Origin of the sequence: Pseudomonas sp. Ost2 (assembly GCF_018326065.1) — a bacterium.
Taxonomy (GTDB): Bacteria; Pseudomonadota; Gammaproteobacteria; order Pseudomonadales; family Pseudomonadaceae; genus Aquipseudomonas; species Aquipseudomonas gingeri.
Map to the genome: position 1 here is coordinate 5523640 of NZ_AP021904.1, position 22980 is coordinate 5546619.

The window sequence follows — 22980 nt, forward strand, 5'->3', positions numbered from 1 at the left end:
ATAGAATCGCGCCTTTTATCCAATAGCGGCGCCGTCACACCGATCCGTCTGTTATCAGGCTACTCGCAACGCGACCATTTTGCCCTCCTCAATGAGATTTCCATGAAACGTTTCGTTCTGCTCGACACCACACCGATTCCCGAAAACGGCGGTGCCCTGTGCCTGTTCGAGTATGGCGAGGACTTCGTGATCAAGATCCAGGGCGGCGACGGTGGGCAGTTGATGAACACCCGCATGCACGGCTCCGAGGATGCCCTGGCCGAGATCCCCTGCCGCAAGGTCGCCGGCCGGCCGCAGTCGCGGGTGCTGATCGGCGGCCTGGGCATGGGCTTTACCCTGGCCTCGGCGCTCAAGCACCTGGGCAAGACGGCCGAGGTTGTGGTCGCCGAACTGGTACCGGGTGTGATCGAGTGGAACCGCGGCCCGCTCGGTGAAAAAGCCGGCAGGCCGCTGGCCGATCCACGCACGGTGATCCGCCTGGAAGACGTGGCCAAGGTGCTGCAGGCCGAGCCCAATGGCTTCGACGCGATCATGCTCGATGTCGACAACGGCCCCGAAGGCCTGACCCAGAAAGCCAACAGCTGGCTCTACTCGGCAGGTGGCCTGAGCGCCTGCGCCAAGGCCCTGCGGCCCAAGGGCGTGCTGGCCGTGTGGTCGGCCAGTGCCGACAGCCATTTCTCCGACAAACTGCGCAAGGCCGGCTTCAAGGCCGAAGAAGTCCAGGTCTATGCCCACGGCAACAAGGGCACGCGCCACACCATCTGGATCGCCGAGAAGCTCAAGAACTGAGCTAAACTTTGCCGCATAACCGTCATTAACCCATTCGACAAGGTGAACCCATGAGTTCGGCCAACCCACCCTCCCATACCGCCAAGCTGGACCGCATTCTTGCCGATGCGAAACGCGATAAAGAGATGGGCTATCGCGACAAGGCGCTGAAAATGTACCCGCACGTCTGCGGCCGTTGCGCCCGCGAATTTTCCGGCAAGCGCCTGAGCGAGCTGACCGTGCATCACCGCGACCACAACCATGACAACAACCCGCAGGACGGTTCCAACTGGGAACTGCTCTGCCTGTTCTGCCATGACAACGAACACTCGCGCTACACCGACCAGCAGTACTTCGGCGACAGCTCCCTAAGCAGCCCGAAGATCGCCAAGGCCACCCACAACCCGTTCGCCGCCCTGGCCGGGTTGATGAAGAAAGACGAGTAAGCCGTTATCGGGCTACACCGTAAAGCGCTGCACCAGCACGCTCAGGTCGCCCCCCAGGCGCGACAGCTCGAGACTTGCCGCCGCCGTGCGTGCAGTCGACTGTGCCGACTCGTCGGCGATATCGCGTACGCGGGCCAGGTTGCCGCTGATCTGCTCGCAGGCGCGAGTCTGCTGCTCGGCGGCCGTGGCAATCTGCGAGTTCATCGACTGGATCAGTGAAGCGGACTGGCGAATTTCACTGAGCACACCACCGGCCTCGCGCGCCAGGGTCACACTGGACTGGCTCATATGCTGGCTCTGGCGCATGATCGCCGTGGCCTGCTCGGTACCGCCGTGCAGGGCCGCGATCAGCTCCTCGATCTCCTCGGTGGAACGCTGGGTGCGCTGGGCCAATGCCCGCACCTCATCGGCAACCACCGCAAACCCTCGCCCCGCCTCGCCGGCACGCGCCGCTTCGATGGCCGCGTTGAGCGCCAGCAGATTGGTCTGCTCGGCTACCTCGCGAATCACCCCGAAAACGCCACCGATACGCTCGCCGTCAGCACGCAGGCGCTCCATGGCCTCGGCGGAGCGGTCGACATTGAGCACCAAGGCTTCAAAATGCTCGATCGCCTGGCTGACCACGCGATTGCCTTCGACACTGCGATGCTCGGCTGCCTGCGCCGCCTCCGAGGCCTGCTGGGCATTGCGGGCCACCTGCTGGGCGCTGGCAACCATGGAGATCATCGCGCCAGCCACCTCTTCGGTCTGCTCACGCTGCTGGGCAACACCCGCGCTGCTGCGGGCGGTGACAGTCGAAAGGCCTTCGGCGGCCCCGGTCAGCTGTCGCGTGCCGTCCCCGATACGTCCGATCAACTGACGCAGATGCCCGGCCATTTCGCGCATGGCGCCCATCATCTGCCCGATCTCGTCGCGCAGGTGGCTTTCCAGGTTACCGGTCAAATCACCCGCGGCGATCTGCCGGGCCAGGGCCAGTGTGCGTTTGAGCGGCGGCACGATCTGCCGGGTCATCACCCAGGCCGACAACATCCCCAGCAACAATGCCAGCAACCCCGCCACCAGCAGCTCACCGAGGGCCATCCGGACATCGTGGCCACGACCTTCCAGTTGCCGCTGATAGACCGCCGCGCTCAAGCGCTGCAAATCCACGGCCTGAGCCAGCATCGCCTGCTTGGCCTGCTGGCTCTTGAGCACGCTGTCGTGAAAGTCCACGACCCGGTCCTGGTAGATCACCGCCGCTTGCAAGGCGCCCAGCAACGCGGTTTGCAGATCATCACCGGGCAGTTGTCCATACAGATCGTTGCCCTGTACCCGGATCCGGTCGGCAATCTGCGCAACGCGCAACTGCGCCTCGGGCTGGGGATCGGCGATATACAAGCGCACCTGGTCACGCAATTGCGCCATCAGCCATTGCAGTTCGGCTACCGATTGGGCCTGATCGACGGTGACCCCCGGGTCGCGGCGCATCTGCTCGAACAGTTGGGTGCGCAGACTCGTCAAATGGTCGGAGATATTCTCCATCACCGGCACCATGGCACTTTCCGCCGTGCGCGCCTGGCTTCGCGCCGCGACGAACTCGGCAAAACTCTGCTGGTAGGCCCGGGCCACCTCGCGGATTTGCCCCAGGACCGGTTGCGCATCGCTTTCCAGGCTCAGTTGCAGTTTGTCGACCCCGCCATACAACGCCTGCATCTGCCCGGCATACGCGTCGACGGCCGTGCCCTGCCCGGTGCGGTCGAATTCGTTTTCCTGCAAGCGCACAGCGGCGATCTGGGTATCCAGCGACACGCTGTCCACCAACGCTTCGCTACGCATCGTCAATTGCCCGATGCTGTACCAGGCGATCCCCGTCAGCAATGCCGTGAGCAGCAGCACAATGCCGAATCCCAGCGTCAACTTGCGACGCACCGAAGCCTCCAGCAACCAGCCGGTGATCATCACGCACTCTCCTGTGAGGCCACTACCCGGCCGAGGCAACGCGCCAGAGACCTCGGGACGCCTTGAGATGGCCGGCATTTTAAATCGATCGATCTAAAATACAAGGTGAAGATTTTTTCCATGGGTTGTAATTTAAAGCGCCATCCAGACTCGACTAGGCAAAGTGCCATTATTGATGGCCACCCGTCTCTTGTTCCTGCACCGAGATCTCGTTCGATGAAGCTGAACCAATGGATTCAAAACCTGCTGGGCCCACGCAACCCGACACATGAATCGAGTGCCGACCAGGAGCTGTTGTCCAGCCTGCTGGTGATGGCCTGGGTGGTGGAGGCGCGCGATCCCTATACCGGTGGGCATCTGTGGCGGGTGGCGCAGTTCTGCGAACTGCTGGCGCAAAAGGCCGGCTTTGCAGCCGGGGAAGTGGCGCGGATTGCCCTCGGCGGTTTTGTCCATGACCTGGGCAAGGTCGGCATTCCCGACGCGGTGCTGCGCAAGGCCGGGCCCTTGAGCGACGAAGAGTACGCGGTGATCAAGACCCACCCCGACATCGGCTATCGGCTGCTGCATGCCCATCCGCTGGCGACGCTGGTCGAGGACGCCGTGCGCCTGCACCACGAGATGCCCGACGGCCGGGGTTATCCGCTGGGACTCAAGGCCGGCGAGATTCCGCACCTGGCAAGCATCGTCGGCATCTGCGACGCCTTCGATGCCATGACCAGTACCCGCCCCTATCGCGCCGGCATGCCGCAGGAGCAGGCGCTGCAGATCATCGGCAAGCACCTGGGAACGCAGTTCGACGCGCACTTCGGGGCATTGTTCATCCAGCTCGGGGAATCAGGGGCGCTGAGCCCGATCATCGGGCATACCGACCAGGGCATTCCCCTGCACCATTGCGGCATGTGCGGGCCGACCGTGGTGCTCAGGCGCGCGCACCGCGCGGGCGATCATGTGTTCTGCGGCAATTGCGGCGCCGACTACCTGCTGCAACAGCATGAACCGGGAAGCGCGCTGGCATTGCAGGCCACCGGTGGCGCCGGCAGCGCGCAGGACCTCAGTCCCCAGGCCGACATCGAGTTGATCGGACGGCTGGTCCGGCAGCAATTCGCCCAGGCGCTGTAATCCCCCATGCCTGCAACCAGGACGGGCTATTTCAACAAGGCGAAGAGCGGGCGCACCAGCCCCTCCAGCAGCGCCCGTTCGGGTCTGGAGCGGGCCAGCACCCGCAGTCCCATCAGCACGCCCAGGCACAGGCGCGCCAGATCGTCCGCCGACTGCGCCGCATCGATGCTGCCCTGGGCCTGGCCGGCACGGATACAGCGCAGGAAAAAGTCCTCCATCCCCTCCTGGACCTTGGCCAGCAGCGCCTTGAACTCCGGATCGTGGGGCGCCACCTCCAGGGCCGCGTTGACGATAAAACAGCCCTTGTGCTCAGGGTCGCTCAGGGAGCGCTCGATGATTTCGTCGAAGAACGCCAGCACCGCTTCGCGGGGCGGCAACTGTTGCTCCAGACGCGCGGAACGCTCGCAGAAACCGTTCTGGATGTAATGATCGAGCGCCCGGCCGAACAGCGCACGCTTGTCGCCGTAGGCGTTGTACAGGCTGGCCCCGGTGATGCCCATGGCCTGCGCCAGGTCCCGCACCGAGGTCGCCTCGTAGCCGCGGATCCAGAAGCAGCGGATCGCCGCCTCCAGTGCACGGGCCTCGTCAAATTCTCTTGGTCGCGCCATAACTCACACATTGATTCAAATTGAAGTCGAACGGCGATTGTCACACACCCGGGTTTCGATCTATTTTATAACACTCGATCTAAAACTTCAGCCTGGACCTTCGCCATGATCCGTTTCTTTTTCCACCCGACCCCCAATCCGGCCAAAGTCGCCCTGTTTCTTGAAGAAACGGCGCTACCCTACGAAGTGGTCCCTGTCGATACCAGCAAGGGCGAGCAGCACAGCCCGGAGTTCCTGGCGATCAACCCCAATGGCAAGGTACCGGCCATCGTCGATACCGAAGGTGCGGACGGTCGCGAAGTACGGGTGTTCGACTCGAACGCGATCCTGTTGTACCTGAGTGAAAAGACCGGGCTGCTCGGTGGCGATCCCGCTGATCGCGGCGAACTGCTGTCGTGGATGATGTTTATCGGCACCGGCCTCGGGCCGTTTTCCGGCCAGGCGGTGCACTTCCAGCATTCGGCCCCGGAAAGTCTTCCGTACGCCATCAATCGCTATCGCCGCGAAGCCGAGCGGCACTACCGGGTGCTGGACCGGCATCTGGCCGGGCGCAGCCATATCGTCGGGGACAGCTACTCGATTGCCGATATCTCGGCCTGGGGCTGGATCGACCGGGCGTCGCGCGTACTGAAGGGCGAAGAGTCGCCACTGGCCGCCTACCCCCATCTGTCCGCCTGGTTCCAGCGTATCGATGCCCGCCCGGCCGTGGCCCGTGCCCGCCAGGTCGGCAAGAGCCATGCCTTCAAGCAGGTCAACGACGAACAAACCCGACGGGCGCTGTTCCCTTCGAACTATCCCGACACCACGGCCTGACGGAGATGCCGGTATAATCGCGTCTTTTTCCTGGAAGGCACCCGGCTCGTGGCAAACAAAAGGTACAGCTGCATTGGTTTGTATAACCCCAAGTCACCGGAAAACGTCGGTTCGGTGATGCGTGCAGCTGGCTGCTACGGCGTGGCCTCGGTGTTCTATACCGGCAAGCGCTATGAGCGGGCCCGGGACTTCGTCACCGACACCAAGAAGGTCCATCAGGACATTCCGCTGATCGGCATCGACGACCTGAAGAAGATCCTGCCCCTGGGCTGCATCCCGGTCGCCGTCGAACTGGTGGAAGGCGCCCGCTCGCTGCCGGAGTACACCCACCCGGACCGCGCGCTGTACATCTTCGGCCCGGAAGACGGCTCGCTGGACAAGGAAATCCGCGACTGGTGCGAGGATGTAGTGTACATCCCCACCACCGGTTGCATGAACCTCGCCGCCACCGTCAACGTGGTGCTCTACGACCGCCTGGCCAAGGGCAACAACACCCGCTCGGGCCCCAAGTTCTGAGATTGTCGGAACCCGCACGGCCGCCCGCAGTCTGCAGTCTATCCATCAGCCGTCTATCGATTGACCGTCCAGGAGACAGACCATGAGCGACAGCAAAATCGTACAGCGCATCGAATCCACCCCGTTCCAGTCCCCGGACCCGCGCCAGAACGTCCAGGGCTGGGAGCGTATCGGCTCGCTGGCCGGCGGCGTGGTGATGATGGGCAAGGGCCTGCGCCGTGGCGGCGTGTTCGGCCTGATCCAGGTGGCCATCGGCGGCGTGGCGCTGGCCCGCGGCATCACCGGCCACAGCTCGGCCAAGAGCCTGCTGGAAAAAGGTCGCCAGGACCTGCACGGCGTGCGCACGAAGATCGAGCGGGCCGCGGATGAGTTGAAGCAGATGAAGGCCAACGCCGACGCGGCCACCCGCACCGCGACCGTGACCGGCAATGACTCGCTGAAGACGCCCAAAGCCTGATCCTGAGGCGGGAAGCCGAGCCTACTTCAGCAGATCACTGGCCAGTACCTTCGACGACCCACCCATCACGCTCTCGCTGAGCTGGATGAATTCGTGGGTCGTCACCGTGTCCAGGCGCATCGCCGCCCGGCTCACATCATCCAGCGAGTGCTGGTTGCCGGTGCGCTGGCGAATTTCCCGATCCAGTTCCTGCAACAACAACACCGCACGGGCCACCGTCGGCCCGCTGACCTGGTCGCCACGCAGACCGGTGACCTTGTGGCTGACGCGGGCCAGCTTCGCCTGCAGGGCCTGATAGCGTTCCTCGCTCATGCCCCCCGCCCGGCGCACCAGCTCAATGGCGTAATACTCAGCCAGGCCTTCACCGATCCAGTCGCTGCGATGGCTGTCGTTGATCCGCCCGAAGACGTGCACCAGCTCGCGCACCAGCGGACTGGCCCCCGACTCACCGATCAGCGGCCCGGTGGTGTGCAGGTAGATCGAATCATGGGCCGCCTGGCTGCCGCGCATCATCGACTCGCCCGCCCCGACCACCAGCAGTTTCGGCGGATTGCGCGGGAAGACTTCCTGCACCTTGGGCCAGACAAACGTCAGCAGCGTCAGTACATCCATGCGTCGCATGCCTTCGCCCCGCGGACCGGCGACCGTCACTTCGGTTTCCCCCAGGCGCGTGCGCCGGCTGCCGAGATTGCCGGCCAGCATCCAGCCGGTCGGGCGATCGAACAGGCGCGAGACGTTATCGATACGAAAGCGGTTCTTGCCGATCCGGGGCCAGGCGGTCTCGACGCTTTTCCAGCCGGTGGGCAGCTCGAACTCCAGGCGCGCCACCAGCTCCGTGCCGTCCTGCTGGTCCAGGTGCGCCGGCGGGACCAGTTCCTCGCCGCGCAACAGGGCCCAGTTGGCGGTCATGCGGGTATCGAAGGTGCCGTTCTTGCGCGGATGGCTGATGCTCACCCGATAGCTGAGACTGGCCTTGCCGGGAGCCGGCCGCCAGATCCCGCGACTGGCGCTGCCGGCCTGGTCGGGTGCCTGCAACCACTGGCCGTCGGCCTTGAAGTCGGTGTAGTAACCCTGGCTGCCCAGGTCGAAGTCGAGGCTGCGCACCGCCGAGCCCTGGGCCAGGGTCAGGCGCACTTCGGCCTGATCGCTCTGGGGCAGCAGGCGCACATGATAATCCAGGTCGACTTTTTTCCCGGCCCAACCGGGACCGGCCAGCATCAGCAGCAGCAACCCCAGCAACAGTCGGCAATGCACCGGCATACACACTCCCTCGGGCCCGCCTGACTCAACCGGCGCGGAAAATCAGGTGATCTTCCCAATCGTCCTCGGGCACGCTGCCTTCGGCCAGCATGCGTCCGGACTGGGAAATCCGCTCATGGTGCACCGCATCGCGATCGCCACAGACCAGATGGTGCCAGAGTGGCAGGTCCTTGCCCTCGCTGACCAGGCGATAACCGCAGGTCGGTGGCAGCCATTTGAACTGATCGGCCTTGCCCGGCGTGAGCTGGATGCAGTCGGGCACCGAATCGCGACGATTGCCGTAGTCGGTGCACTGGCAGGTCTTCAGGTCGAGGAGCTTGCAGGCGATCCGCGTGTAATAGACGCTGTTGTCCTCCTCATCCTCGAGCTTTTGCAGGCAGCACAAGCCACAACCGTCGCACAGCGACTCCCATTCCTCCTGATCGAGTTGATCGAGGGTCTTGCGTATCCAGAAGGGTTCGACTCTTGCGGCCATGGCTCAAACATCTGCATCGGGTAGTGAAAAGGCCGCCAGTCTAGTGCCCGCGCCGCAAAGGGCCAAGCATTGGCGACTGTCGGTTGAAGAAGGCTTGTCAGCCGGCACGCCGCGCAGTAGCTTTGATCGTCGCGAAAGCCCCTAGCCAACTGCCATTAGCGCTCCACCGCGCCGCACGAAGCAGACGTACACGGGCCAGGCATCACGACCGGACACCGCGGCAACGGCCCGGCTCGACTCACACCCTTCATCCCAGACTCTAGTTCAGGAATTTCCCATGAGCGCCAATCCACGTGTCGCCGATTACCCGATCGATGCCCAGTTCACCCAACGCTGGTCGCCTCGCGCCTTCACCGGCGAAGCCATTCCGGAAGAAACCCTGCTGAGCTTTTTCGAAGCGGCCCGCTGGGCGCCGTCGGCCTACAACTCGCAACCGTGGCGTTTCCTCTACGCGCGCCGTGACACGCCGAACTGGCAACGTTTCCTCGGCCTGCTCAACGAGTTCAACCGTGGCTGGGCGCAACACGCTTCGGCGCTGATCATCGTGATCTCGAAAACCACCTTCAAGGTCCCCGGCGCCGCCGAGGAAACCCCGGCCCTGTGGCACACCTTCGACACCGGTTCGGCCTGGGGCTACCTGGCCCTGCAGGCCAGCAAGAGTGGTTGGCACACCCACGGCATGGCCGGCTTCGACCAGGAACTGACCCGCCAGGAACTGAAGATTCCAGAAGGTTATGCCCTGCACGCGGCGGTGGCGGTGGGCAAGCTGGGCGACAAGGCGACCCTGGCCGACTACCTGCAGGCCCGCGAAGTACCGAGCCCACGCGAGCCGTTGAGCGCGCTGGCGGCCGAAGGTGATTTCAGCCTGTAATCGCCCGGTACCGCAGCACTGCGCACACCTTGTAGGCGCGTGGCTGGCCCGCGAAGCCTTTAGCGATCTCGAAGGCCTCTTCGCGGGCCAGCCACTCTCCCCCACAGGGATTGTGGCCAGCCCTGCCAACCAGGATCGTCAGTACCCGCGATCGAAGTCCACTTCCCCGCGCAACGCGGTCTCGGCCTGATAGGCCCGCAGGTTATCGACGAACAACTGCACCATCATGGTCGGTGAAGTCGGCGCCGAACTGTGGCCGGTCAGCAACAATCCCCACGCCGTCCAGAACGGATGGCGCTGCGGCAACGGCTCCTGGCGGCAGACATCGATCACCGCCCCCGCCAGATGCCCCTCCTTCAAGGCCTCCACCAGGTCCGCATCGACCACCGCCACGCCGCGTCCGGCATTGATGAACAGGCCGGTCGGCTTGAAGCGCTTGAACAGCGCCGCGTCGTACAGGTCATGGGTATTGGGTGTGTTGGGCAACAGGTTGATCACGTAATCCACCTCGCCGACCCGCTCACCCAGCGCCTCGAGGGCATCCACGCGGATAAACGGTGGCTGCTCCCGGGCCTCGCTGGCGATCCCGTACAGCTCGACCCCGAACGGTTGCAGAAACTGCGCCACGCTATGGCCGATATCGCCCGCGCCGACGATCAGTACCTTGCGCCCCGCCAGGCTCTGCCCCATGCGATTGTCCCACTTGCGTTCGACCTGGCTGACCAGCCGCGCCAGCACCTCGCGCTCGTGACCGAGCATGTAGGTCAGCACATACTCGGCCATCACCTGGCCAAAGATCCCCACGGCGCGGGTCAGCCGGTAGTGGCGCGGCAGCCCTTCGGCCAGCAGCGGCGTGACGCCGGCCCAGGTCGATTGCAACCATTGCGGCTGGTGGCCCTGGCGCAACAGGGTCGCCAACAGGTCCGGCTGGCCCAGCCAGATCGGGCAATCGGCCGCCAGGTTCGACAACGTGGCCGAATCGCCGCTGGTCATCACTTCAAGTTCGGGTGCCGCCTGGCGCAGCAGGCGGGCATACAGGGCGTGGTCGTGTTCGGCAATCAGAACGCGCATGGTTCAAACCTTTCAAAAACGGTGCAGGCGGCCGCCGACGAAGCGCTCTCCATCGTGCTCGGCCACCGCCAGAAAATACATTCCATTCGAGTCGAATGCCCTGGACAGGGCATTCAGAGATATCCGTCAGACCGGATCATTGCGCCGCAACAGCTCTTCGGGCAAGTGTTCGATGTACTCGTCTTCCGCCGGCGGCATCTGCAGGTGATAGCCCTGGGTCTCGAGGTTTTCGAGCACCTTGTGGATATCTTCGCGTGACAGCTTGCGCTCCGGGGTCAGCACCAGGTCGAAGGCATGCTGCGGTTTGCCGAACGCCAGCAGCAGGTTTTCCGGCACGCGCTCCAGAGCGTCACTCTTGAGGACATAGAGGTACATCTCGTTCTTGCGCGGGCTTCGGTAGATGGAGCAAATACGTTTCAAGGCTGTTCTCCGGCAGTCGCCAGGCTATCGAGCAAGGCCTGGCCCATCAATTCGCGGCGCCAGCCACGCAGCGAATCGGGCAATTGATAAGGTCCGTCAGGAAAGCCGCTCTTGATCAGCGCTTCCAGGGTTTTCTTGCGCAGCATCAGTTCCGGCGCGATGTTCAGACGCTCGGCTTCGGCCTGGCCGACCGCCCGCAGGCGCTTGACCAGCGCCCCGGCTTCGATCGGCAGCGGCTCGGGCACCGCCGGCGGCCACTGGTCCATCGGCACGTTGCCGGCCTGCTTGATCAGTTCGAGAAGGAATTCGCCGTCCTGGCGCACGGTACGCGGATGCATGTCTTCGATGCGGGCGAGGGTCACCAGGTTATCCGGCTGGCTCTTGGCCAGTGGCCACAGGGAATGCTCGCGGACAATCCGGTTGCGCGGCAGGTCACGGGCCCGGGCCTCGCGCTCGCGCCAGGCGCAGAGCTCACGCAGCACCGCCAGTTGTGCCCTGGACAGCTTCCAGGCCAGCTTGGCCTCGCGATAGACCTCGTAGGGGTCGACCTCGCGGCGCAGGTTGGCAACCAGTTCGGCGCCGTCCTCCAGGACCCAGGCGTACTTGTCGTCCGACAGTTGCGGGCGCAGGCGGGTGTAGACCTCGGCCAGGTGCAGCGCATCCTCGGCGGCATAGCTGACCTGGGTTTCCGACAGCGGGCGTTGCAGCCAATCCGAGCGGGTCTCGCCCTTGGGCAGTTCGATACCGAGCACTTCCTGGACCAGGCGCGAATACCCCATGGAGAAACCCAGGTTCAGGTACGCGGCAGCCAGTTGGGTGTCGAACAGCGGCGCAGGCAGGCTGCCGGTCAGGCGCAACAGGACTTCGAGGTCTTCACTGCAGGCATGCACCACCTTGACCACCGCCGGGTTCTCCAGCAAGGCGGCCAGGGGTTGCCAGTTGTCGATGGTCAAGGGGTCGATCAGGTAGGCGCGCACGCCGTCACCGATCTGGATCAGCCCCGCGATGGGATAGAAGGTGTCGACCCGCATGAATTCGGTGTCGAGGGCAACGAAGGGTAATTGTTGCCATTCAGTGCAATGCTGACCGAGGCTATCGTTGTCGCGAATCCAGTGAATATCGATGGCCACACGGCTCTCCCTTGAAGAATGGCGCGCAGTATATATCGCCACAGGCGATTTCCGAGCATTCACTCTGCAACAGCATGAGTGAAAAGGCTCGCTGCGAAAAAAGAATAGTCCTACTCATAAGGTTCAGCCCGGCCAAGGAGATATCAACTGTCCTTGCGCAGGACATAGACCCGACGCATGGCATAGCCCGGCAGGAAATCCCGATGGCCGACGATCTCGAAGCCGGCCTCCTGGAATTCGGCTTCGATAAGCGCCTTGCCCAGCACCACGCGCTGACTGTCCAGGCCCGAGCGAACCGCCAGGCGCCGGCGCCGCCAGGCCATGACATTGCCGTCCACCCACAGCGAGACAATGACCGTGTCGCGGCTGACCCGGTGAAATTCCCGGAGCATCGCCAGGCGCTGCGCCTTATCGGCGACATAGGCGAACAACTGCACGCAGAAGATGCAATCCACGGCGTTTTCCGGCAAGCCGATGGCGAACGCCGAGCTCTGGAAGGTCCGGACCCGCTTGAGCAATTCGAGAGAATGATGGACCGCGCAATGATCGAGCATGTCCTGGGACGAATCGGCCGCCAGCACCACACGATTGCCCCGCTCCGCCAGGACCGGCCAGAACCGCCCCACGCCACAGGGCAGATCCAGGACCAGGCCCGGTTCGCCGGCGACCTTCAGCGCATGGCGCATCAGTTGCTTCTCGCGCCAGTGCCCCAGGCGGCGCAGCAGGCCGCCGGGAGCCACCTCGCGGCACACCCGTGCATGTTCGCGCGCATGCTGGCGGGCGAATTCAAGCTCGACGAGTGAGGGTGGCTGCGCTGACATGTCTGACGAACTCTGGTGCATTGGCCGGTGCCGGTTCCACCTGGAACACCAGGCTGACCGGGGGAGCAGCCGGGAAACACGATGCATCTCCCGACTGCACTCGAACCTTAGTCAGGCGTGCATCAATATTTCGTGAAAAAAATGCCGCTGCCGCTCAAGAAGGCACTCCCGGGCCCCAATTGCCTTGTTAGCGGGGACTCACGCCTGATGCAGGTACCAGCGCCAGTCCTGCTCGCCGACCTCGCCCATGAACTGCCGGTACTCGGCGCGCTTGACCGCCAGATAGACACCGAGGAACTCGCCGCCGAACGTTTCGCGGGCCCAGCTGGAGCTTTCCAGCGCGAGCAGGGTGGTCAGCCAGTCGGTGGGCAGACGCTCGCCGGCCTGTGCATAACCGTTGCCTTCGATGGGCGCTCCCGGGTCCAGTTGCTGGCGGATACCGTGATGAATTCCCGCCAGGATCGCGGCGGCGGCCAGGTAGGGATTGGCATCGGCACCGCAGATCCGGTGCTCGATGTGCCGCGAATCAGCCGGTCCGCCGGGCACCCGCAGGCTCACCGTGCGATTGTCGACACCCCAGGTCGCCGCCAGCGGTGCATAACTGTTGCTCTGGAAACGCCGATAGGAATTGGCATTGGGGCAGAACAGCAGCAACGAATCGAGCAGCGTCGCGAGCATGCCACCCACCGCCTGCCGCAACAGCGGCGTACCGTCGACGGCTTCGCTGGCGAACAGGTTGTGGCCATCCTTGTCGGCCAGGCTCACATGCATATGCATGCCGGTGCCGGCCAGGTCATCGAAAGGCTTGGCCATGAAGCAGGCGATCATTCCATGCTTGTGCGCCACGCCCTTGACCAACCGCTTGTAGCGCACGGCTTCGTCCATGGCCTGCAAGGCATCGCCACGATGCTCCAGGGTGATTTCCACCTGGCCGGGGGCGTATTCGGAAATGGCCGTGCGGGCGGGAATGCCCTGCAGCTTGCAGGCGTTGTAGAGGTCGGCGAGAAACGGTTCGATCTGCTCCAACTCGCGCAGGCCGTAGACCTGGGTGGAACGCGGACGTCCGCCATCGGCATCGCGGGCAGGCTGCGGGCGACCATTGCTGTCGCGTTGCTGGTCCAGCAGGTAGAACTCCAGCTCCGCCGCCATCACCGGATAATAACCGTCGGCCTGCAACTGCCCGATCACCCGCGCCAGCAACTGCCGGGGATCGGCCACGGTGGCCGGCAAGCCCTCGGTGGGGTGCATGCTGACCTGCACCGCCGCCGTCGGGATCAGGCGCCAGGGCATGCGTTGCAGGCTGCCGCTGATCGGGTAGGCACGACAATCGATATCGCCCACCTCCCAGACCAGCCCGGAGTTTTCCACATCGTCGCCATTGAGGGTCAGGCCGAGAATGGTGCTCGGCAGCGGGCGACCACTGGCGTACACCGCCAGCAATTCATCGCGGTGCAACAACTTGCCACGGGGCACACCGTTGTTATCGACGATGAACAGCTCGAACATCTCGATATCGGGGTTCTGTTCAAGGAACGACCGGGCTTCTTCCGGGGCAGCAAAGGACTGGCAGGCGACACTCATGGGCTTCTCGTATTCCGCGTCAGGCGGGCGCTCGGGCGCCCACCGGTTCGAACCAGGCGACCGGCACGGGCCGCCTGCGATCAGTGAAATGACTCAACGGGAATGACGCGGATCCGGCGGGCGCGCATGACGACAATGCCACAACGCCCAGAAGGCCAGTTCGGAAGGGAGGGCGACCAGACTGGGAACGGTGATCGACGGGCGAGACGAAACGACGCCCGGCGCCTGGGCGCCCGTCGAAGCTTCATGCTTGTTGCCGTTGATCCAACCGTCCATAGAGCTGCCGCAATAGACAAAGACCCGCAGATTCACACGATGCAATAAGTCGTTAAATCCAGCTTTTACAAAGCTTGGTTGCACGGCGACTAAACATTCCCCCACGCCAGCATGGTCTGCACAAACGCCTGGGAGGCGGCGCTGCGATAGGCGCCCTGGCGCCTCAGCAAGGCCACGCTGCGGGTGGGCAACGACGGTTGCAGGGGCAAGGCCGCCAGGCCCGGCTGCTCGCGGGCAATCGCACTCGGCAGGATCGTCGCCAGTTGCCCGCGCCGGACGATCTCGACGATCGCACTGATGGAATTGGCCTCGATCGCGACCTGGGCACCGATGCCTTGCTGGCGGCAATACAGATCGATGTGCTGGCGGGTGGCGAAATCCCTGCTGAGCAGGACCAGGGGCTGGCGCTCAAGGTCCTGGAGACTGAAGGGAGCAATGCGTCCGACCTGCGGGTGAGCCGCGCCGACCACCAGGCTCAGGGTTTCGGTGAAGAGCACCTGGCTGTCGATATCCGCCAGGTGCGTGCCGGCAAAGGCAATGCCGATGTCCAGCAGATCCTCGGCCAGGGCAGCTTCGAGACGATCCTGGGTCAGTTCCTCGACGCTGAGGGTGATGCCCGGATAGCAGCGGTTGAACTGTTCGAGCAGCGGTCCGACGAGATAGGCGGTGAAGGTCGGGGTCATCGCCAGGCGCAGGGTTCCCCGGCTGAGATCCTGGACATCATGCATCGCCCGCTTGCCCGCCTCCAGGTCCTGCAAGGCCAGTCGCGCAAATCGCACATAGGCCGCACCGGCATCCGTCAGGCGCACGGTGCGTCCGGAGCGATCGAACAAGGGCGCGCCCAGGGACTCTTCCAGCTGTTTGATCTGTTGCGAAAGCGTCGGCTGGGAAACATGCAGCGCCTCGGCGGCGCGGGTGAAATTAGCGTGTTCGGCAACCGCCAGCAGATAACGCACATGACGTAGGAGCATCGGACATCCAACTATAGGCCTGACTTATGGAAACCATAATAAGCCGGTCTTGGACGCTATGACTGAAAACTTCCATCCTTGCCCCATCAGCCACGCAAGGAGAAAGCCCATGCAAGCCATTATCGACGGCGTCCTGAAGTTCCAGCGCGAAGCCTTTCCGGGGCGCAGCGCACTGTTCAAGCAACTGGCCACGACCCAGAACCCCGATGTGCTGTTCGTCACCTGCTCGGACAGCCGGGTGGTCCCGGAACTGCTGACCCAGCAAGAGCCCGGCGACCTGTTCGTGATTCGCAATGCCGGCAATATCGTGCCGTCCTACGGGCCGGAACCCGGTGGCGTATCGGCCACCGTCGAGTATGCAGTCGCCGTGCTGGGGGTGCGCGATATCGTTATCTGCGGCCATTCCGACTGCGGCGCGATGACCGCCATCTCCACCTGCAAATGCCTTGACCACCTGCCGGCCGTCGCCAACTGGCTGCGCCATGCCGAGTCGGCCAAGGTCATCAATGCCGCCCGCGTCCATGCCTCGCCCGAAGCACGCCTCGACGCTCTGGTCAGGGAAAACGTGGTCGCCCAACTCGCCAACCTGAAGACCCATCCTTCGGTCGCCCTGGCGCTGGAACAAGGCCGACTGAACCTGCATGGCTGGGTCTACGACATCGAAAGCGGCTCGATTGCCACCCTCGACGGCCGCACCGGGCGCTTTGTCTCCCTTGCCGAACACCCGCAAGCCTGCGCGCTGTCGACTCAACCACAACACGTTGCCTGACTCGCCAACTCATCCCGTAAAAGAGGAAATCACCATGCTGCAGTCCCAATTCGCACAGACCCCACGCCTGGCCCTGGCCGACACCATCATCGACGCCAAGCAGCGCCTGAACCTGTCCTGGCAGGACCTGACCGACGGCACCGGCCTGAGCCTGGCCTTTGTCACCGCCGCCCTGCTCGGTCAGCATCCGCTGCCGGCCGAGGCCGCCGAGGTGGTCTGCGCCAAGCTCGGCCTCGACCAGGATGCCAGCCGGCTGCTGCAAAGCGTGCCGTTGCGTGGCAGCATCCCGGCCGGTATCCCAACCGACCCGACGATCTACCGTTTCTACGAAATGATCCAGGTCTACGGCACCACCCTGAAAGCCCTGGTGCATGAACAGTTCGGCGACGGCATCATCAGCGCCATCAACTTCAAGCTGGATATCAAGAAGGTCGAGGACCCGGAAGGCGGCTCCCGCGCGGTGATCACCCTCGACGGCAAATACCTGCCGACCAAACCGTTCTGAAAAAACGCCAACGCCCTCCCGGACGACCCGGGAGGGCGTTGTCATATGCGCTTCAGAGAATCGTCTGGAGGTAGGTCTCGCGCACCATGTCGACCACATCCACCGACAGGTGCACTTCCACCGTCGACGGCCAGCCATCCAGGTCCCTCAGGCTGCTCAGGATGCTCTCCGACAGTTGCTTCTTCACCTCTACCGAACGCCCGCCGAACAGCTCCAGCTTCACATGCACGAAGCCCCGCTCGCCCAGGCCGGTGCCCACGCGAAAGGTGGTCAACCGCGTGGCCCGACTCTTGATATCGGATTCGGCGGCGAACTGCCCGGACGCCACCAGGGCATGGTTGATGCGCAACAACGCCTTGTCGGCGTCGAAGTCGCTCAGGTTTGGTGTGTACTCCAGAAAAACGTGAGGCATGGACGGGCTCCGAAACGTCGGGGGAAAGATGCCCATAGGTATAACACGCAGCTTTCGACAAAGACCATGAAACTCTGGCGCCACGCTCAGGGGGCCTGGAGGGGCAGCCGGTCACTCATGAATTTCTCCAGCCGCGAACGCAGCCAGCGCTCGGCCGGATCGGTGTCGACGATGCCGAGCCAGACCATCGACAGGTCCAGGGTCGGCGCCTTGAAGGGCAACGGCTCGGCGAACAAGGCGCCCGACGCCGCCATCGCCAGGGCGGTGTAGTCCGGCAGGCCGGCGATCAGGTCGGTTCCCGCCAGCAGGGCCGGCAAGGCGCTGTATTGCGGCACCGACAACACCACATGACGCTTGCGCCCGATCTCCGCCAGCCACTCGTCGGCCAGGCTGCTGACATTGGCGGTATGGGAAACCAGCACATGCGGGCGGGCACAGTATTCATCCAGGGTCATCGGGCTAGACGAGGCGTCGGCACGCAGGATCATCGGCTGGATATGCCGCAGCAGCTTGCGCTTGGCATTGGCCGGCAGGCCGCGGGTCTGGCTGATACCGACGGTGATATCGCCCGAGGCGAGCAGGTCCGGGATACGCCAGTAGTCGACGTGCTGGACCACGATCATCACGTTCGGCGCCTCCTGGCGCAGGGCCCGCAGCAGGTTCGGCAACAGGCCGAACTCGACATCGTCCGACAGCCCGATGCGAAAGGTCATGGTGCTGCTGGTCGGATCGAAATCGTGGGTCAGGCTCAGGGCGTTGGACAGCGAGTCCAGTGCCGGGGACAGGTGCTGGATGATTTCCTCGGCCCGCGCGGTCGGTTCCATGCGGTGCCCGACCCGGATAAACAGCGGGTCGTTGAACATCGCCCGCAGGCGATTGAGCGCCGAACTGATGGTCGGCTGGCCGAGAAACAGCTTCTCCGCCACCCGCGTCACATTGCGTTCGAGCATCAGTGTTTCGAAGACCACCATCAGGTTGATGTCGGCCTTGCGCAATTCGTTACGATTCATCCGTTGCCCCCGCTCCCCAAAAACGCTATCAGTGTAGAAAGGCGTCGCCATCGACGTCTACACGATCAGTCAACTCAAGACCTTTTGGCCGAAGCCCCCGGACTCGGAGCAACCCATTGCGGCCTGAAGCGTTGCATTGATTGCGCTGATGATGACTATCGAAACGACCGCCTGCCTGATTGTCGAAACCCATTCATATAATCGCCGCCAAACTCTCCCCCTTCGCCTGGCTTCAGGCGACATGCACCCTGGAACACCACACCATGCCAAGCGTCAGCCAGGCCCCTCGCGGCCTACCCGAACATAATCAGCAAAGCGTCAAACAGCAGTGGCTGGCGATTCTTTCGGTCGCCGTGGGAGCCTTCGCCCTGGTTACCAGTGAATTTCTCCCGGTGGGCGTGCTCAACGACGTCGCCACCGACCTCGGTATCAGTGCCGGCCACGCCGGCCTGATGGTCACCCTGCCCGGCATCATGGCCGCCCTCGCCGCTCCCCTGCTGTCCATCGGCATTGGCGCCATGGACCGTCGCTACCTGCTGATCGGCCTGACGCTGATCATGATCGTCGCCAACTCGGTCGTGGCCTTCGCCAGCGATTTCAGCCTGCTGCTGTTCGGTCGCGTATTGCTGGGCATCAGTATCGGCGGCTTCTGGGCCACCGCCATCGCCCTCAGCGGCCGACTGGCCCCCAGGGGAGTGGGCGTGGCCCAGGCCACCTCGATCATCATGGTCGGCGTGACCCTGGCTACCGTGCTGGGCGTGCCCGCGGGCACCTGGCTCAGTGGCCTGATGGGCTGGCGCATGACCTTCCTGATCACCGCGCTGATGGGCGTACCGGTGCTCCTGGCACAGGTCTTCCTGCTACCGCGGCTCAACCCGGAAAAGGCCATTCTCGTCAGAGACCTGCCAGCCTTGTTTATCAATCCACGCGCCCGGATCGGCTTGATCGCGGTATTGCTCATCGGTCTGGCGCACTTTGCCGCCTACACCTATGTCGCACCGTTTTTCAAAAACAGTTCCGGCTTCGACGGACCGACCATTGGCTCACTGCTGCTGCTCTTTGGCGTGGCCGGGGTATTGGGGAATATTTTTGCCGGTTTCGCCGCCAACCGCAGCGTACGCTACACCTTGTTGCTGGTCGCGCTGATGATCGGCACCAGCACCGCCCTGTTCCCCTACTTCGCCACCGGCATGACCGGCGCGGTGATGCTGATTGCGCTCTGGGGCTTCGCCTTCGGCGCATTCCCGGCCTGCGCCAGCATCTGGATGTTTGTCGTGGCACCCAAGGATGTCGAACGTGGCATGCCACTGTTCGTCGCTCTGTTCCAGGTGATTATCGCGCTGGGCTCGTTCTTCGGCGGCCGGATCGTCGACCAGTTGGGCAGCTCGGTGCTGCTGAGCCTGGCCACGGCCCTGGTGGGCTGCGGCTTTGCCACGGTGCTGGTGCTGGGGCGCAACGTCAGTAATAGCCTGGTGGCCCAACCCGGCTGACCGGTAGCGTTCAGGCGCTGCCTGAAACCATCAGGCAGGAAAAAGCCTACAAGATAATAAGACCCAGGCCTCTATTGCCTAGTCCATGCCTGACTATTAGATTGGCAGCGCCGCCACTAGCCTAGTCCCGCCACAGTCGATCCTGTGGCCGGGTGTGACAACCTGAAAGTGTTCGAGGCGCGGTATCGCGTCATGGCTGTTTGGCTGCCGCATTATTGCGCTCGGCTAGTACACCTATGGCGGACCGTGTGGGGCAGGCTTCGGCCTGGCCGGTTCCCTCGGACGCCGGTTTGTCACCCTCGCACGGTCTGCCTCCCTACTCCGCGTGACAACGGTGGGAGTCAGTTCCTCAATCGTCCGAGGAGACAAGGAGAATGGCTTACCCCCCTTTTACGCACGGGCACCGCCCGCTACGTCCAGCCTTGCCGCACCGCGATCACGGAGGTCCCCTCCATGATTGATCGCTCGCTACTGTCCCGTCTGCCACCGCCCGACCTGATCCGGTTGGCCTCCCTGCATCCCCGCGAGGCAGCCGCTCATTTCCGTGTCGCGGCCAGATTCTGCCTGGACGGTGCCCGTTGCGTGGCCTTTCGTGACCCGGAACAGGAACGCCTGGCCCATCGCCTGATCGCCGACGCCATCGCGCTCTACACCCTGGCCTTCCAGCGGTTCGACTCGCCACCGCCCCGCCCCATCACGATTCCGGCGACACGATGCGCCGCCAACGATGCCAACGAAGGCCCGACGCCCTGGGACACCCACTTCGCCCGGGAGCTCGCCGATGGTGCCCGCGAGGCCGAGCGATGGCTGAACGGGCACGGCACATCGCCGCTGTGGACCGAACTGGCTCGACGTCGCCGACTTTATCTGAAGAAACAGTGCCGAGAGGCCTTCGAAGCAGGGTTTCTGCGACGGATTCAAGGCTATCTGAAGGCCTGAACCCTGTGCTTTTGGAAAGCGGTCTTGGTCTGGCGGGTTTTGGCAGGACAAGACCGTACTTGCTGAACTGCCTGGTCAATCTTTTGCATCATCCCTCTTCTGCCTGTCGCTCTTATCGGACTTCAACGGTGGCTTTTTCCCGTAAAGCCAGTAGGCGGCAATACCATATAAGCCAAGAACAGTGGCTGTAGTTGACGTCATGAACGCGACTATCACCGTATTGGACAGAGCGAACCGGAGATACTTCTCGTCAGGTCCCGGAGCCGGAAAAGGTAAAAACCATTGCCCAAATCCTTGCAAAAGAACCACCAACCAAATCACCCCCACCCATCCAACAGTCAACCCAAACAAAAGCCATGCATGCTTGGTACGGATCGAATGGAGGTCGCGACGCTCAGACAATTGTTGTGATAAGTCATCAATCTCTGTTTGAAGTCGCTTGAATTTGTAATCGTCAAGGCTGGCTGCTGGGTCTTCTTGAACGATAGAAGTCAGCCTGGATGAGGGCGTGAAGTCCTCCGGAATGACTTCAATGTCGAGAGGCGGCAAACCTTCGAGGCTTGCCGCCAATACATCCTGTGGCGAGGGAGAGGGGTCCTGATCAGGCAACCTGTGACGCCCCTGTGTGCTTCACTCGGTCAGAGTAATAACTACGGATCAGGTCGTTTGGAATATCGCAGTAGTGCATACGGCGTTTATTCCAAACCGCATCCCAAGGAGATCCCTCCTGATGGGAAATCTCGGAAAGGGACCAGCCGTCACGATTCCCGTAGGCTTTCCAGACAGCGCGGATAGCCTGAAACTCTTTACCGGATGGATCAAGGGTACCTCTTGTTTCCGGTGCCAGGTCTCTTGAAACATCCCCCCGACCAAACCTGCGAAGCTTCTCATATAGAGCGGGAATGACAGGGCCAAAATCCCATGCCTTCACTGGTTCCTCAATAAGCGAATCACCAAATGCGGCGAGATGAATCCCGTGCGAAAAGAACACGAGTTTCTGCAGTTGCATGTTCGTGAGAGACCGCCTCTCCTTGGCTGCCAAGTCAAGGAAAGCTTGTGCGACAGCGATTGCTGAAGTCATATGCCTGTCCTCTGGTTTTTTGGGGCGCGGAATTCTAAAGCAAAATCATACCAATACAAGCCCCTGAGTGGCCGAAGGTACACCCCCTTGATGCGTTCAAGCAAGGACGGTATCAGCCTTTTACAATTGGGATTCAAGCGACGTTTTCAACCGATTTCACCTGCTCCCCCGGCATACCGGTTGCACTGGCACAGCCCCCTCCCTGATGGGCCACGGGAGGTCTGCGGGGCCGCCTTGGCGCCCTGAAAATGCCCTGAACAAAACGCCGAAAACGAAAAAGCCCCTGAAAACTTCAACGTTTTCAGGGGCTTAGTCGTATTTAATAATGGCGGAGAGATAGGGATTCGAACCCTAGGTACCGGTGAAGGTACAACGGATTTCGAATCCGTCCCATTCGGCCACTCTGGCATCTCTCCAACGGCGCGCATCATAACAACACTTTTGCCGGAAGCGAAGCCCCAATTGCAAAAAAATTACGTGCTATCAGATGCTTGCGTCGATTACAGCGGTACGCCCAGGCGATTGGCGACTTCTTCGTAGGCTTCGATGACGTCACCGAGGCCCTGGCGGAAGCGGTCCTTGTCCATCTTCTTGCGGGTTTCCTTGTCCCACAGGCGGCAACCGTCCGGGCTGAACTCGTCACCCAGGACGATCTGGCCGTGGAATACACCGAACTCCAGCTTGAAGTCCACCAGCAGCAGGCCGGCGTCGTCGAACAGTTTGCTCAGCACTTCGTTGACCTTGAGCGACAGTTCCTTCATGCGGACCAGTTGCTCGGCGGTGCCCCAACCGAACGCCACGACGTGGGATTCGTTGATAAACGGGTCGCCCTTGGCGTCGTCCTTGAGGAACAGTTCGAAGGTGTAAGGGTTGAGCTTCAGGCCTTCCTCGACACCCAGGCGCTTGACCAGGCTACCGGCCGCGTAGTTACGCACCACGCATTCCACCGGAATCATGTCGAGCTTCTTCACCAGGCACTCGTTGTCGCCCAGCAGCTTGTCGAATTGGGTCGGCACGCCGGCTTCTTCGAGTTTCTGCATGATGAAGGCATTGAACTTGTTGTTCACCATGCCCTTGCGGTCGAGCTGTTCGATGCGCTTGCCGTCGAACGCCGAGGTGTCGTTGCGAAACAGCAGGATCAAGCGGTCGGCGTCGTCGGTCTTGTATACCGACTTGGCTTTGCCGCGGTAGAGTTCTTCACGTTTTTCCATGATGGGCTCCGCTTGTTAAGTT

At 62.8% G+C, this 22980-nt stretch carries 26 protein-coding genes and 1 tRNA gene; 11 read left to right on the plus strand and 16 right to left on the minus strand.

The annotated features are described in order from the left end of the window. Window positions 1-102: 102 nt before the first annotated feature. Both KI243_RS24235 and KI243_RS24240 read left to right on the plus strand, forming a co-directional pair. On the plus strand, window positions 103-789 hold the full coding sequence (locus KI243_RS24235; protein WP_178992303.1) for a hypothetical protein: 687 nt from the start codon (window positions 103-105) through the stop codon (window positions 787-789). Window positions 790-839: 50 nt separating this feature from the next. Next, window positions 840-1214 carry a YajD family HNH nuclease gene (locus tag KI243_RS24240; RefSeq protein WP_017124556.1) on the plus strand — a complete coding sequence of 125 codons (375 nt, stop codon included), beginning with the start codon at window positions 840-842 and terminating at the stop codon, window positions 1212-1214. A 12-nt stretch (window positions 1215-1226) separates the two neighbouring features. Here KI243_RS24240 and KI243_RS24245 read toward each other — a convergent pair whose 3' ends face one another. Next, window positions 1227-3152: a methyl-accepting chemotaxis protein gene (locus KI243_RS24245; protein ID WP_178992304.1), complete on the minus strand. Its 1926-nt coding sequence runs from the start codon at window positions 3150-3152 to the stop codon at window positions 1227-1229. A gap of 216 nt (window positions 3153-3368) precedes the next feature. Here KI243_RS24245 and KI243_RS24250 point away from each other — a divergent pair, with 216 nt between their 5' ends. Continuing rightward, the gene (locus KI243_RS24250; RefSeq protein ID WP_212809991.1) at window positions 3369-4271 is read left to right on the plus strand and encodes an HD-GYP domain-containing protein; all 903 of its coding nucleotides are present in this window, start codon (window positions 3369-3371) and stop codon (window positions 4269-4271) included. 26 nt (window positions 4272-4297) lie between these two features. Here the strand turns inward: KI243_RS24250 and KI243_RS24255 are convergent, their stop codons facing one another. Further along, window positions 4298-4879, minus strand: coding sequence for a TetR/AcrR family transcriptional regulator (locus KI243_RS24255; protein WP_017124559.1), 582 nt, complete (start codon window positions 4877-4879; stop codon window positions 4298-4300). Between the two features lie 105 nt (window positions 4880-4984). Here KI243_RS24255 and KI243_RS24260 point away from each other — a divergent pair, with 105 nt between their 5' ends. The 3 genes from KI243_RS24260 (at window position 4985) to KI243_RS24270 (ending at window position 6665) form a co-directional block, all read left to right on the plus strand. After that, window positions 4985-5692 (plus strand): glutathione S-transferase C-terminal domain-containing protein, encoded by a 708-nt coding sequence (locus tag KI243_RS24260; RefSeq protein ID WP_017124560.1) that lies wholly within the window; start codon window positions 4985-4987, stop codon window positions 5690-5692. A gap of 48 nt (window positions 5693-5740) precedes the next feature. After that, complete coding sequence (locus KI243_RS24265; protein ID WP_095107241.1) at window positions 5741-6208, plus strand: RNA methyltransferase; 468 nt, start codon at window positions 5741-5743, stop codon at window positions 6206-6208. 82 nt (window positions 6209-6290) lie between these two features. Continuing rightward, the gene (locus tag KI243_RS24270) at window positions 6291-6665 is read left to right on the plus strand and encodes a DUF2892 domain-containing protein (RefSeq protein ID WP_017124562.1); all 375 of its coding nucleotides are present in this window, start codon (window positions 6291-6293) and stop codon (window positions 6663-6665) included. Between the two features lie 21 nt (window positions 6666-6686). On the opposite strand, the gene KI243_RS24275 is transcribed toward KI243_RS24270, so the two are convergent. Together KI243_RS24275 and KI243_RS24280 are read right to left on the minus strand one after the other, a co-directional pair. Then, on the minus strand, window positions 6687-7925 hold the full coding sequence (locus KI243_RS24275) for a hypothetical protein (RefSeq protein WP_017124563.1): 1239 nt from the start codon (window positions 7923-7925) through the stop codon (window positions 6687-6689). A 25-nt stretch (window positions 7926-7950) separates the two neighbouring features. Continuing rightward, entirely contained in the window at window positions 7951-8400 is a 450-nt protein-coding gene (locus tag KI243_RS24280) for a YcgN family cysteine cluster protein (RefSeq protein ID WP_017124564.1), read from the minus strand. Between the two features lie 277 nt (window positions 8401-8677). On the opposite strand from KI243_RS24280, the gene KI243_RS24285 reads away from it, so the two are divergent. After that, complete coding sequence (locus KI243_RS24285; protein ID WP_017124565.1) at window positions 8678-9271, plus strand: nitroreductase family protein; 594 nt, start codon at window positions 8678-8680, stop codon at window positions 9269-9271. 138 nt (window positions 9272-9409) lie between these two features. Here the strand turns inward: KI243_RS24285 and KI243_RS24290 are convergent, their stop codons facing one another. The 6 genes from KI243_RS24290 to cynR form a co-directional block, all read right to left on the minus strand. After that, complete coding sequence (locus tag KI243_RS24290) at window positions 9410-10342, minus strand: D-2-hydroxyacid dehydrogenase (RefSeq protein ID WP_017124566.1); 933 nt, start codon at window positions 10340-10342, stop codon at window positions 9410-9412. Window positions 10343-10468: 126 nt separating this feature from the next. Next, entirely contained in the window at window positions 10469-10762 is a 294-nt protein-coding gene (locus tag KI243_RS24295; protein ID WP_042934650.1) for a YcgL domain-containing protein, read from the minus strand. Further along, entirely contained in the window at window positions 10759-11892 is a 1134-nt protein-coding gene (rnd, locus tag KI243_RS24300) for a ribonuclease D (protein ID WP_103033112.1), read from the minus strand. Before rnd ends, KI243_RS24295 begins: the two co-directional genes overlap by 4 nt. Window positions 11893-12035: 143 nt before the next feature. Then, window positions 12036-12713: a class I SAM-dependent methyltransferase gene (locus KI243_RS24305; RefSeq protein WP_017124568.1), complete on the minus strand. Its 678-nt coding sequence runs from the start codon at window positions 12711-12713 to the stop codon at window positions 12036-12038. A 198-nt stretch (window positions 12714-12911) separates the two neighbouring features. Beyond that, window positions 12912-14294 carry a glutamine synthetase family protein gene (locus KI243_RS24310; protein WP_017124569.1) on the minus strand — a complete coding sequence of 461 codons (1383 nt, stop codon included), beginning with the start codon at window positions 14292-14294 and terminating at the stop codon, window positions 12912-12914. A 365-nt stretch (window positions 14295-14659) separates the two neighbouring features. Continuing rightward, entirely contained in the window at window positions 14660-15541 is an 882-nt protein-coding gene (gene cynR, locus KI243_RS24315) for a transcriptional regulator CynR (RefSeq protein WP_017124570.1), read from the minus strand. A gap of 109 nt (window positions 15542-15650) precedes the next feature. On the opposite strand from cynR, the gene KI243_RS24320 reads away from it, so the two are divergent. Both KI243_RS24320 and cynS read left to right on the plus strand, forming a co-directional pair. After that, a complete protein-coding gene (locus tag KI243_RS24320; protein WP_017124571.1) occupies window positions 15651-16310 on the plus strand; it encodes a carbonic anhydrase in 660 nt (219 codons plus the stop codon). Between the two features lie 34 nt (window positions 16311-16344). Next, window positions 16345-16815 carry a cyanase gene (gene cynS, locus KI243_RS24325; RefSeq protein WP_017124572.1) on the plus strand — a complete coding sequence of 157 codons (471 nt, stop codon included), beginning with the start codon at window positions 16345-16347 and terminating at the stop codon, window positions 16813-16815. Between the two features lie 52 nt (window positions 16816-16867). On the opposite strand, the gene KI243_RS24330 is transcribed toward cynS, so the two are convergent. Further along, a complete protein-coding gene (locus KI243_RS24330) occupies window positions 16868-17227 on the minus strand; it encodes a 5-carboxymethyl-2-hydroxymuconate Delta-isomerase (RefSeq protein ID WP_017124573.1) in 360 nt (119 codons plus the stop codon). 86 nt (window positions 17228-17313) lie between these two features. Next, window positions 17314-18237 (minus strand): LysR family transcriptional regulator, encoded by a 924-nt coding sequence (locus KI243_RS24335; protein ID WP_017124574.1) that lies wholly within the window; start codon window positions 18235-18237, stop codon window positions 17314-17316. A 263-nt stretch (window positions 18238-18500) separates the two neighbouring features. Here KI243_RS24335 and KI243_RS24340 point away from each other — a divergent pair, with 263 nt between their 5' ends. Then, window positions 18501-19727 (plus strand): MFS transporter, encoded by a 1227-nt coding sequence (locus tag KI243_RS24340; RefSeq protein WP_017124575.1) that lies wholly within the window; start codon window positions 18501-18503, stop codon window positions 19725-19727. Window positions 19728-20180: 453 nt separating this feature from the next. Beyond that, window positions 20181-20666, plus strand: coding sequence for a LasR-specific antiactivator QslA (locus KI243_RS24345; RefSeq protein WP_017124576.1), 486 nt, complete (start codon window positions 20181-20183; stop codon window positions 20664-20666). Window positions 20667-20741: 75 nt separating this feature from the next. Here KI243_RS24345 and KI243_RS24350 read toward each other — a convergent pair whose 3' ends face one another. The 4 genes from KI243_RS24350 to purC all read right to left on the minus strand — a co-directional run bounded on the left by KI243_RS24350 (window position 20742) and on the right by purC (window position 22958). Then, window positions 20742-21275, minus strand: coding sequence for a hypothetical protein (locus tag KI243_RS24350; RefSeq protein ID WP_146049258.1), 534 nt, complete (start codon window positions 21273-21275; stop codon window positions 20742-20744). Further along, on the minus strand, window positions 21268-21747 hold the full coding sequence (locus KI243_RS24355; protein ID WP_017124578.1) for a type II toxin-antitoxin system antitoxin SocA domain-containing protein: 480 nt from the start codon (window positions 21745-21747) through the stop codon (window positions 21268-21270). Before KI243_RS24355 ends, KI243_RS24350 begins: the two co-directional genes overlap by 8 nt. Before the next feature lie 326 nt (window positions 21748-22073). Beyond that, window positions 22074-22163, minus strand: a tRNA-Ser gene (locus tag KI243_RS24360). 84 nt (window positions 22164-22247) lie between these two features. Further along, window positions 22248-22958 carry a phosphoribosylaminoimidazolesuccinocarboxamide synthase gene (gene purC, locus KI243_RS24365; protein ID WP_017124579.1) on the minus strand — a complete coding sequence of 237 codons (711 nt, stop codon included), beginning with the start codon at window positions 22956-22958 and terminating at the stop codon, window positions 22248-22250. Window positions 22959-22980 lie beyond the last annotated feature (22 nt).

What these genes read in the sequence shown, in the direction of transcription:
- KI243_RS24235 (WP_178992303.1), top strand. Translation starts at nt 103, where the DNA reads ATGAAACGTTTCGTTCTGCTCGACACCACACCGATTCCCGAAAACGGC.
- KI243_RS24240 (WP_017124556.1), top strand. Translation starts at nt 840, where the DNA reads ATGAGTTCGGCCAACCCACCCTCCCATACCGCCAAGCTGGACCGCATT.
- KI243_RS24245 (WP_178992304.1), bottom strand. Translation starts at nt 3,152, where the DNA reads ATGATCACCGGCTGGTTGCTGGAGGCTTCGGTGCGTCGCAAGTTGACG.
- KI243_RS24250 (WP_212809991.1), top strand. Translation starts at nt 3,369, where the DNA reads ATGAAGCTGAACCAATGGATTCAAAACCTGCTGGGCCCACGCAACCCG.
- KI243_RS24255 (WP_017124559.1), bottom strand. Translation starts at nt 4,879, where the DNA reads ATGGCGCGACCAAGAGAATTTGACGAGGCCCGTGCACTGGAGGCGGCG.
- KI243_RS24260 (WP_017124560.1), top strand. Translation starts at nt 4,985, where the DNA reads ATGATCCGTTTCTTTTTCCACCCGACCCCCAATCCGGCCAAAGTCGCC.
- KI243_RS24270 (WP_017124562.1), top strand. Translation starts at nt 6,291, where the DNA reads ATGAGCGACAGCAAAATCGTACAGCGCATCGAATCCACCCCGTTCCAG.
- KI243_RS24275 (WP_017124563.1), bottom strand. Translation starts at nt 7,925, where the DNA reads ATGCCGGTGCATTGCCGACTGTTGCTGGGGTTGCTGCTGCTGATGCTG.
- KI243_RS24280 (WP_017124564.1), bottom strand. Translation starts at nt 8,400, where the DNA reads ATGGCCGCAAGAGTCGAACCCTTCTGGATACGCAAGACCCTCGATCAA.
- KI243_RS24285 (WP_017124565.1), top strand. Translation starts at nt 8,678, where the DNA reads ATGAGCGCCAATCCACGTGTCGCCGATTACCCGATCGATGCCCAGTTC.
- KI243_RS24290 (WP_017124566.1), bottom strand. Translation starts at nt 10,342, where the DNA reads ATGCGCGTTCTGATTGCCGAACACGACCACGCCCTGTATGCCCGCCTG.
- KI243_RS24305 (WP_017124568.1), bottom strand. Translation starts at nt 12,713, where the DNA reads ATGTCAGCGCAGCCACCCTCACTCGTCGAGCTTGAATTCGCCCGCCAG.
- KI243_RS24310 (WP_017124569.1), bottom strand. Translation starts at nt 14,294, where the DNA reads ATGAGTGTCGCCTGCCAGTCCTTTGCTGCCCCGGAAGAAGCCCGGTCG.
- cynR (WP_017124570.1), bottom strand. Translation starts at nt 15,541, where the DNA reads ATGCTCCTACGTCATGTGCGTTATCTGCTGGCGGTTGCCGAACACGCT.
- KI243_RS24320 (WP_017124571.1), top strand. Translation starts at nt 15,651, where the DNA reads ATGCAAGCCATTATCGACGGCGTCCTGAAGTTCCAGCGCGAAGCCTTT.
- cynS (WP_017124572.1), top strand. Translation starts at nt 16,345, where the DNA reads ATGCTGCAGTCCCAATTCGCACAGACCCCACGCCTGGCCCTGGCCGAC.
- KI243_RS24330 (WP_017124573.1), bottom strand. Translation starts at nt 17,227, where the DNA reads ATGCCTCACGTTTTTCTGGAGTACACACCAAACCTGAGCGACTTCGAC.
- KI243_RS24335 (WP_017124574.1), bottom strand. Translation starts at nt 18,237, where the DNA reads ATGAATCGTAACGAATTGCGCAAGGCCGACATCAACCTGATGGTGGTC.
- KI243_RS24340 (WP_017124575.1), top strand. Translation starts at nt 18,501, where the DNA reads ATGCCAAGCGTCAGCCAGGCCCCTCGCGGCCTACCCGAACATAATCAG.
- KI243_RS24345 (WP_017124576.1), top strand. Translation starts at nt 20,181, where the DNA reads ATGATTGATCGCTCGCTACTGTCCCGTCTGCCACCGCCCGACCTGATC.
- KI243_RS24355 (WP_017124578.1), bottom strand. Translation starts at nt 21,747, where the DNA reads ATGACTTCAGCAATCGCTGTCGCACAAGCTTTCCTTGACTTGGCAGCC.
- purC (WP_017124579.1), bottom strand. Translation starts at nt 22,958, where the DNA reads ATGGAAAAACGTGAAGAACTCTACCGCGGCAAAGCCAAGTCGGTATAC.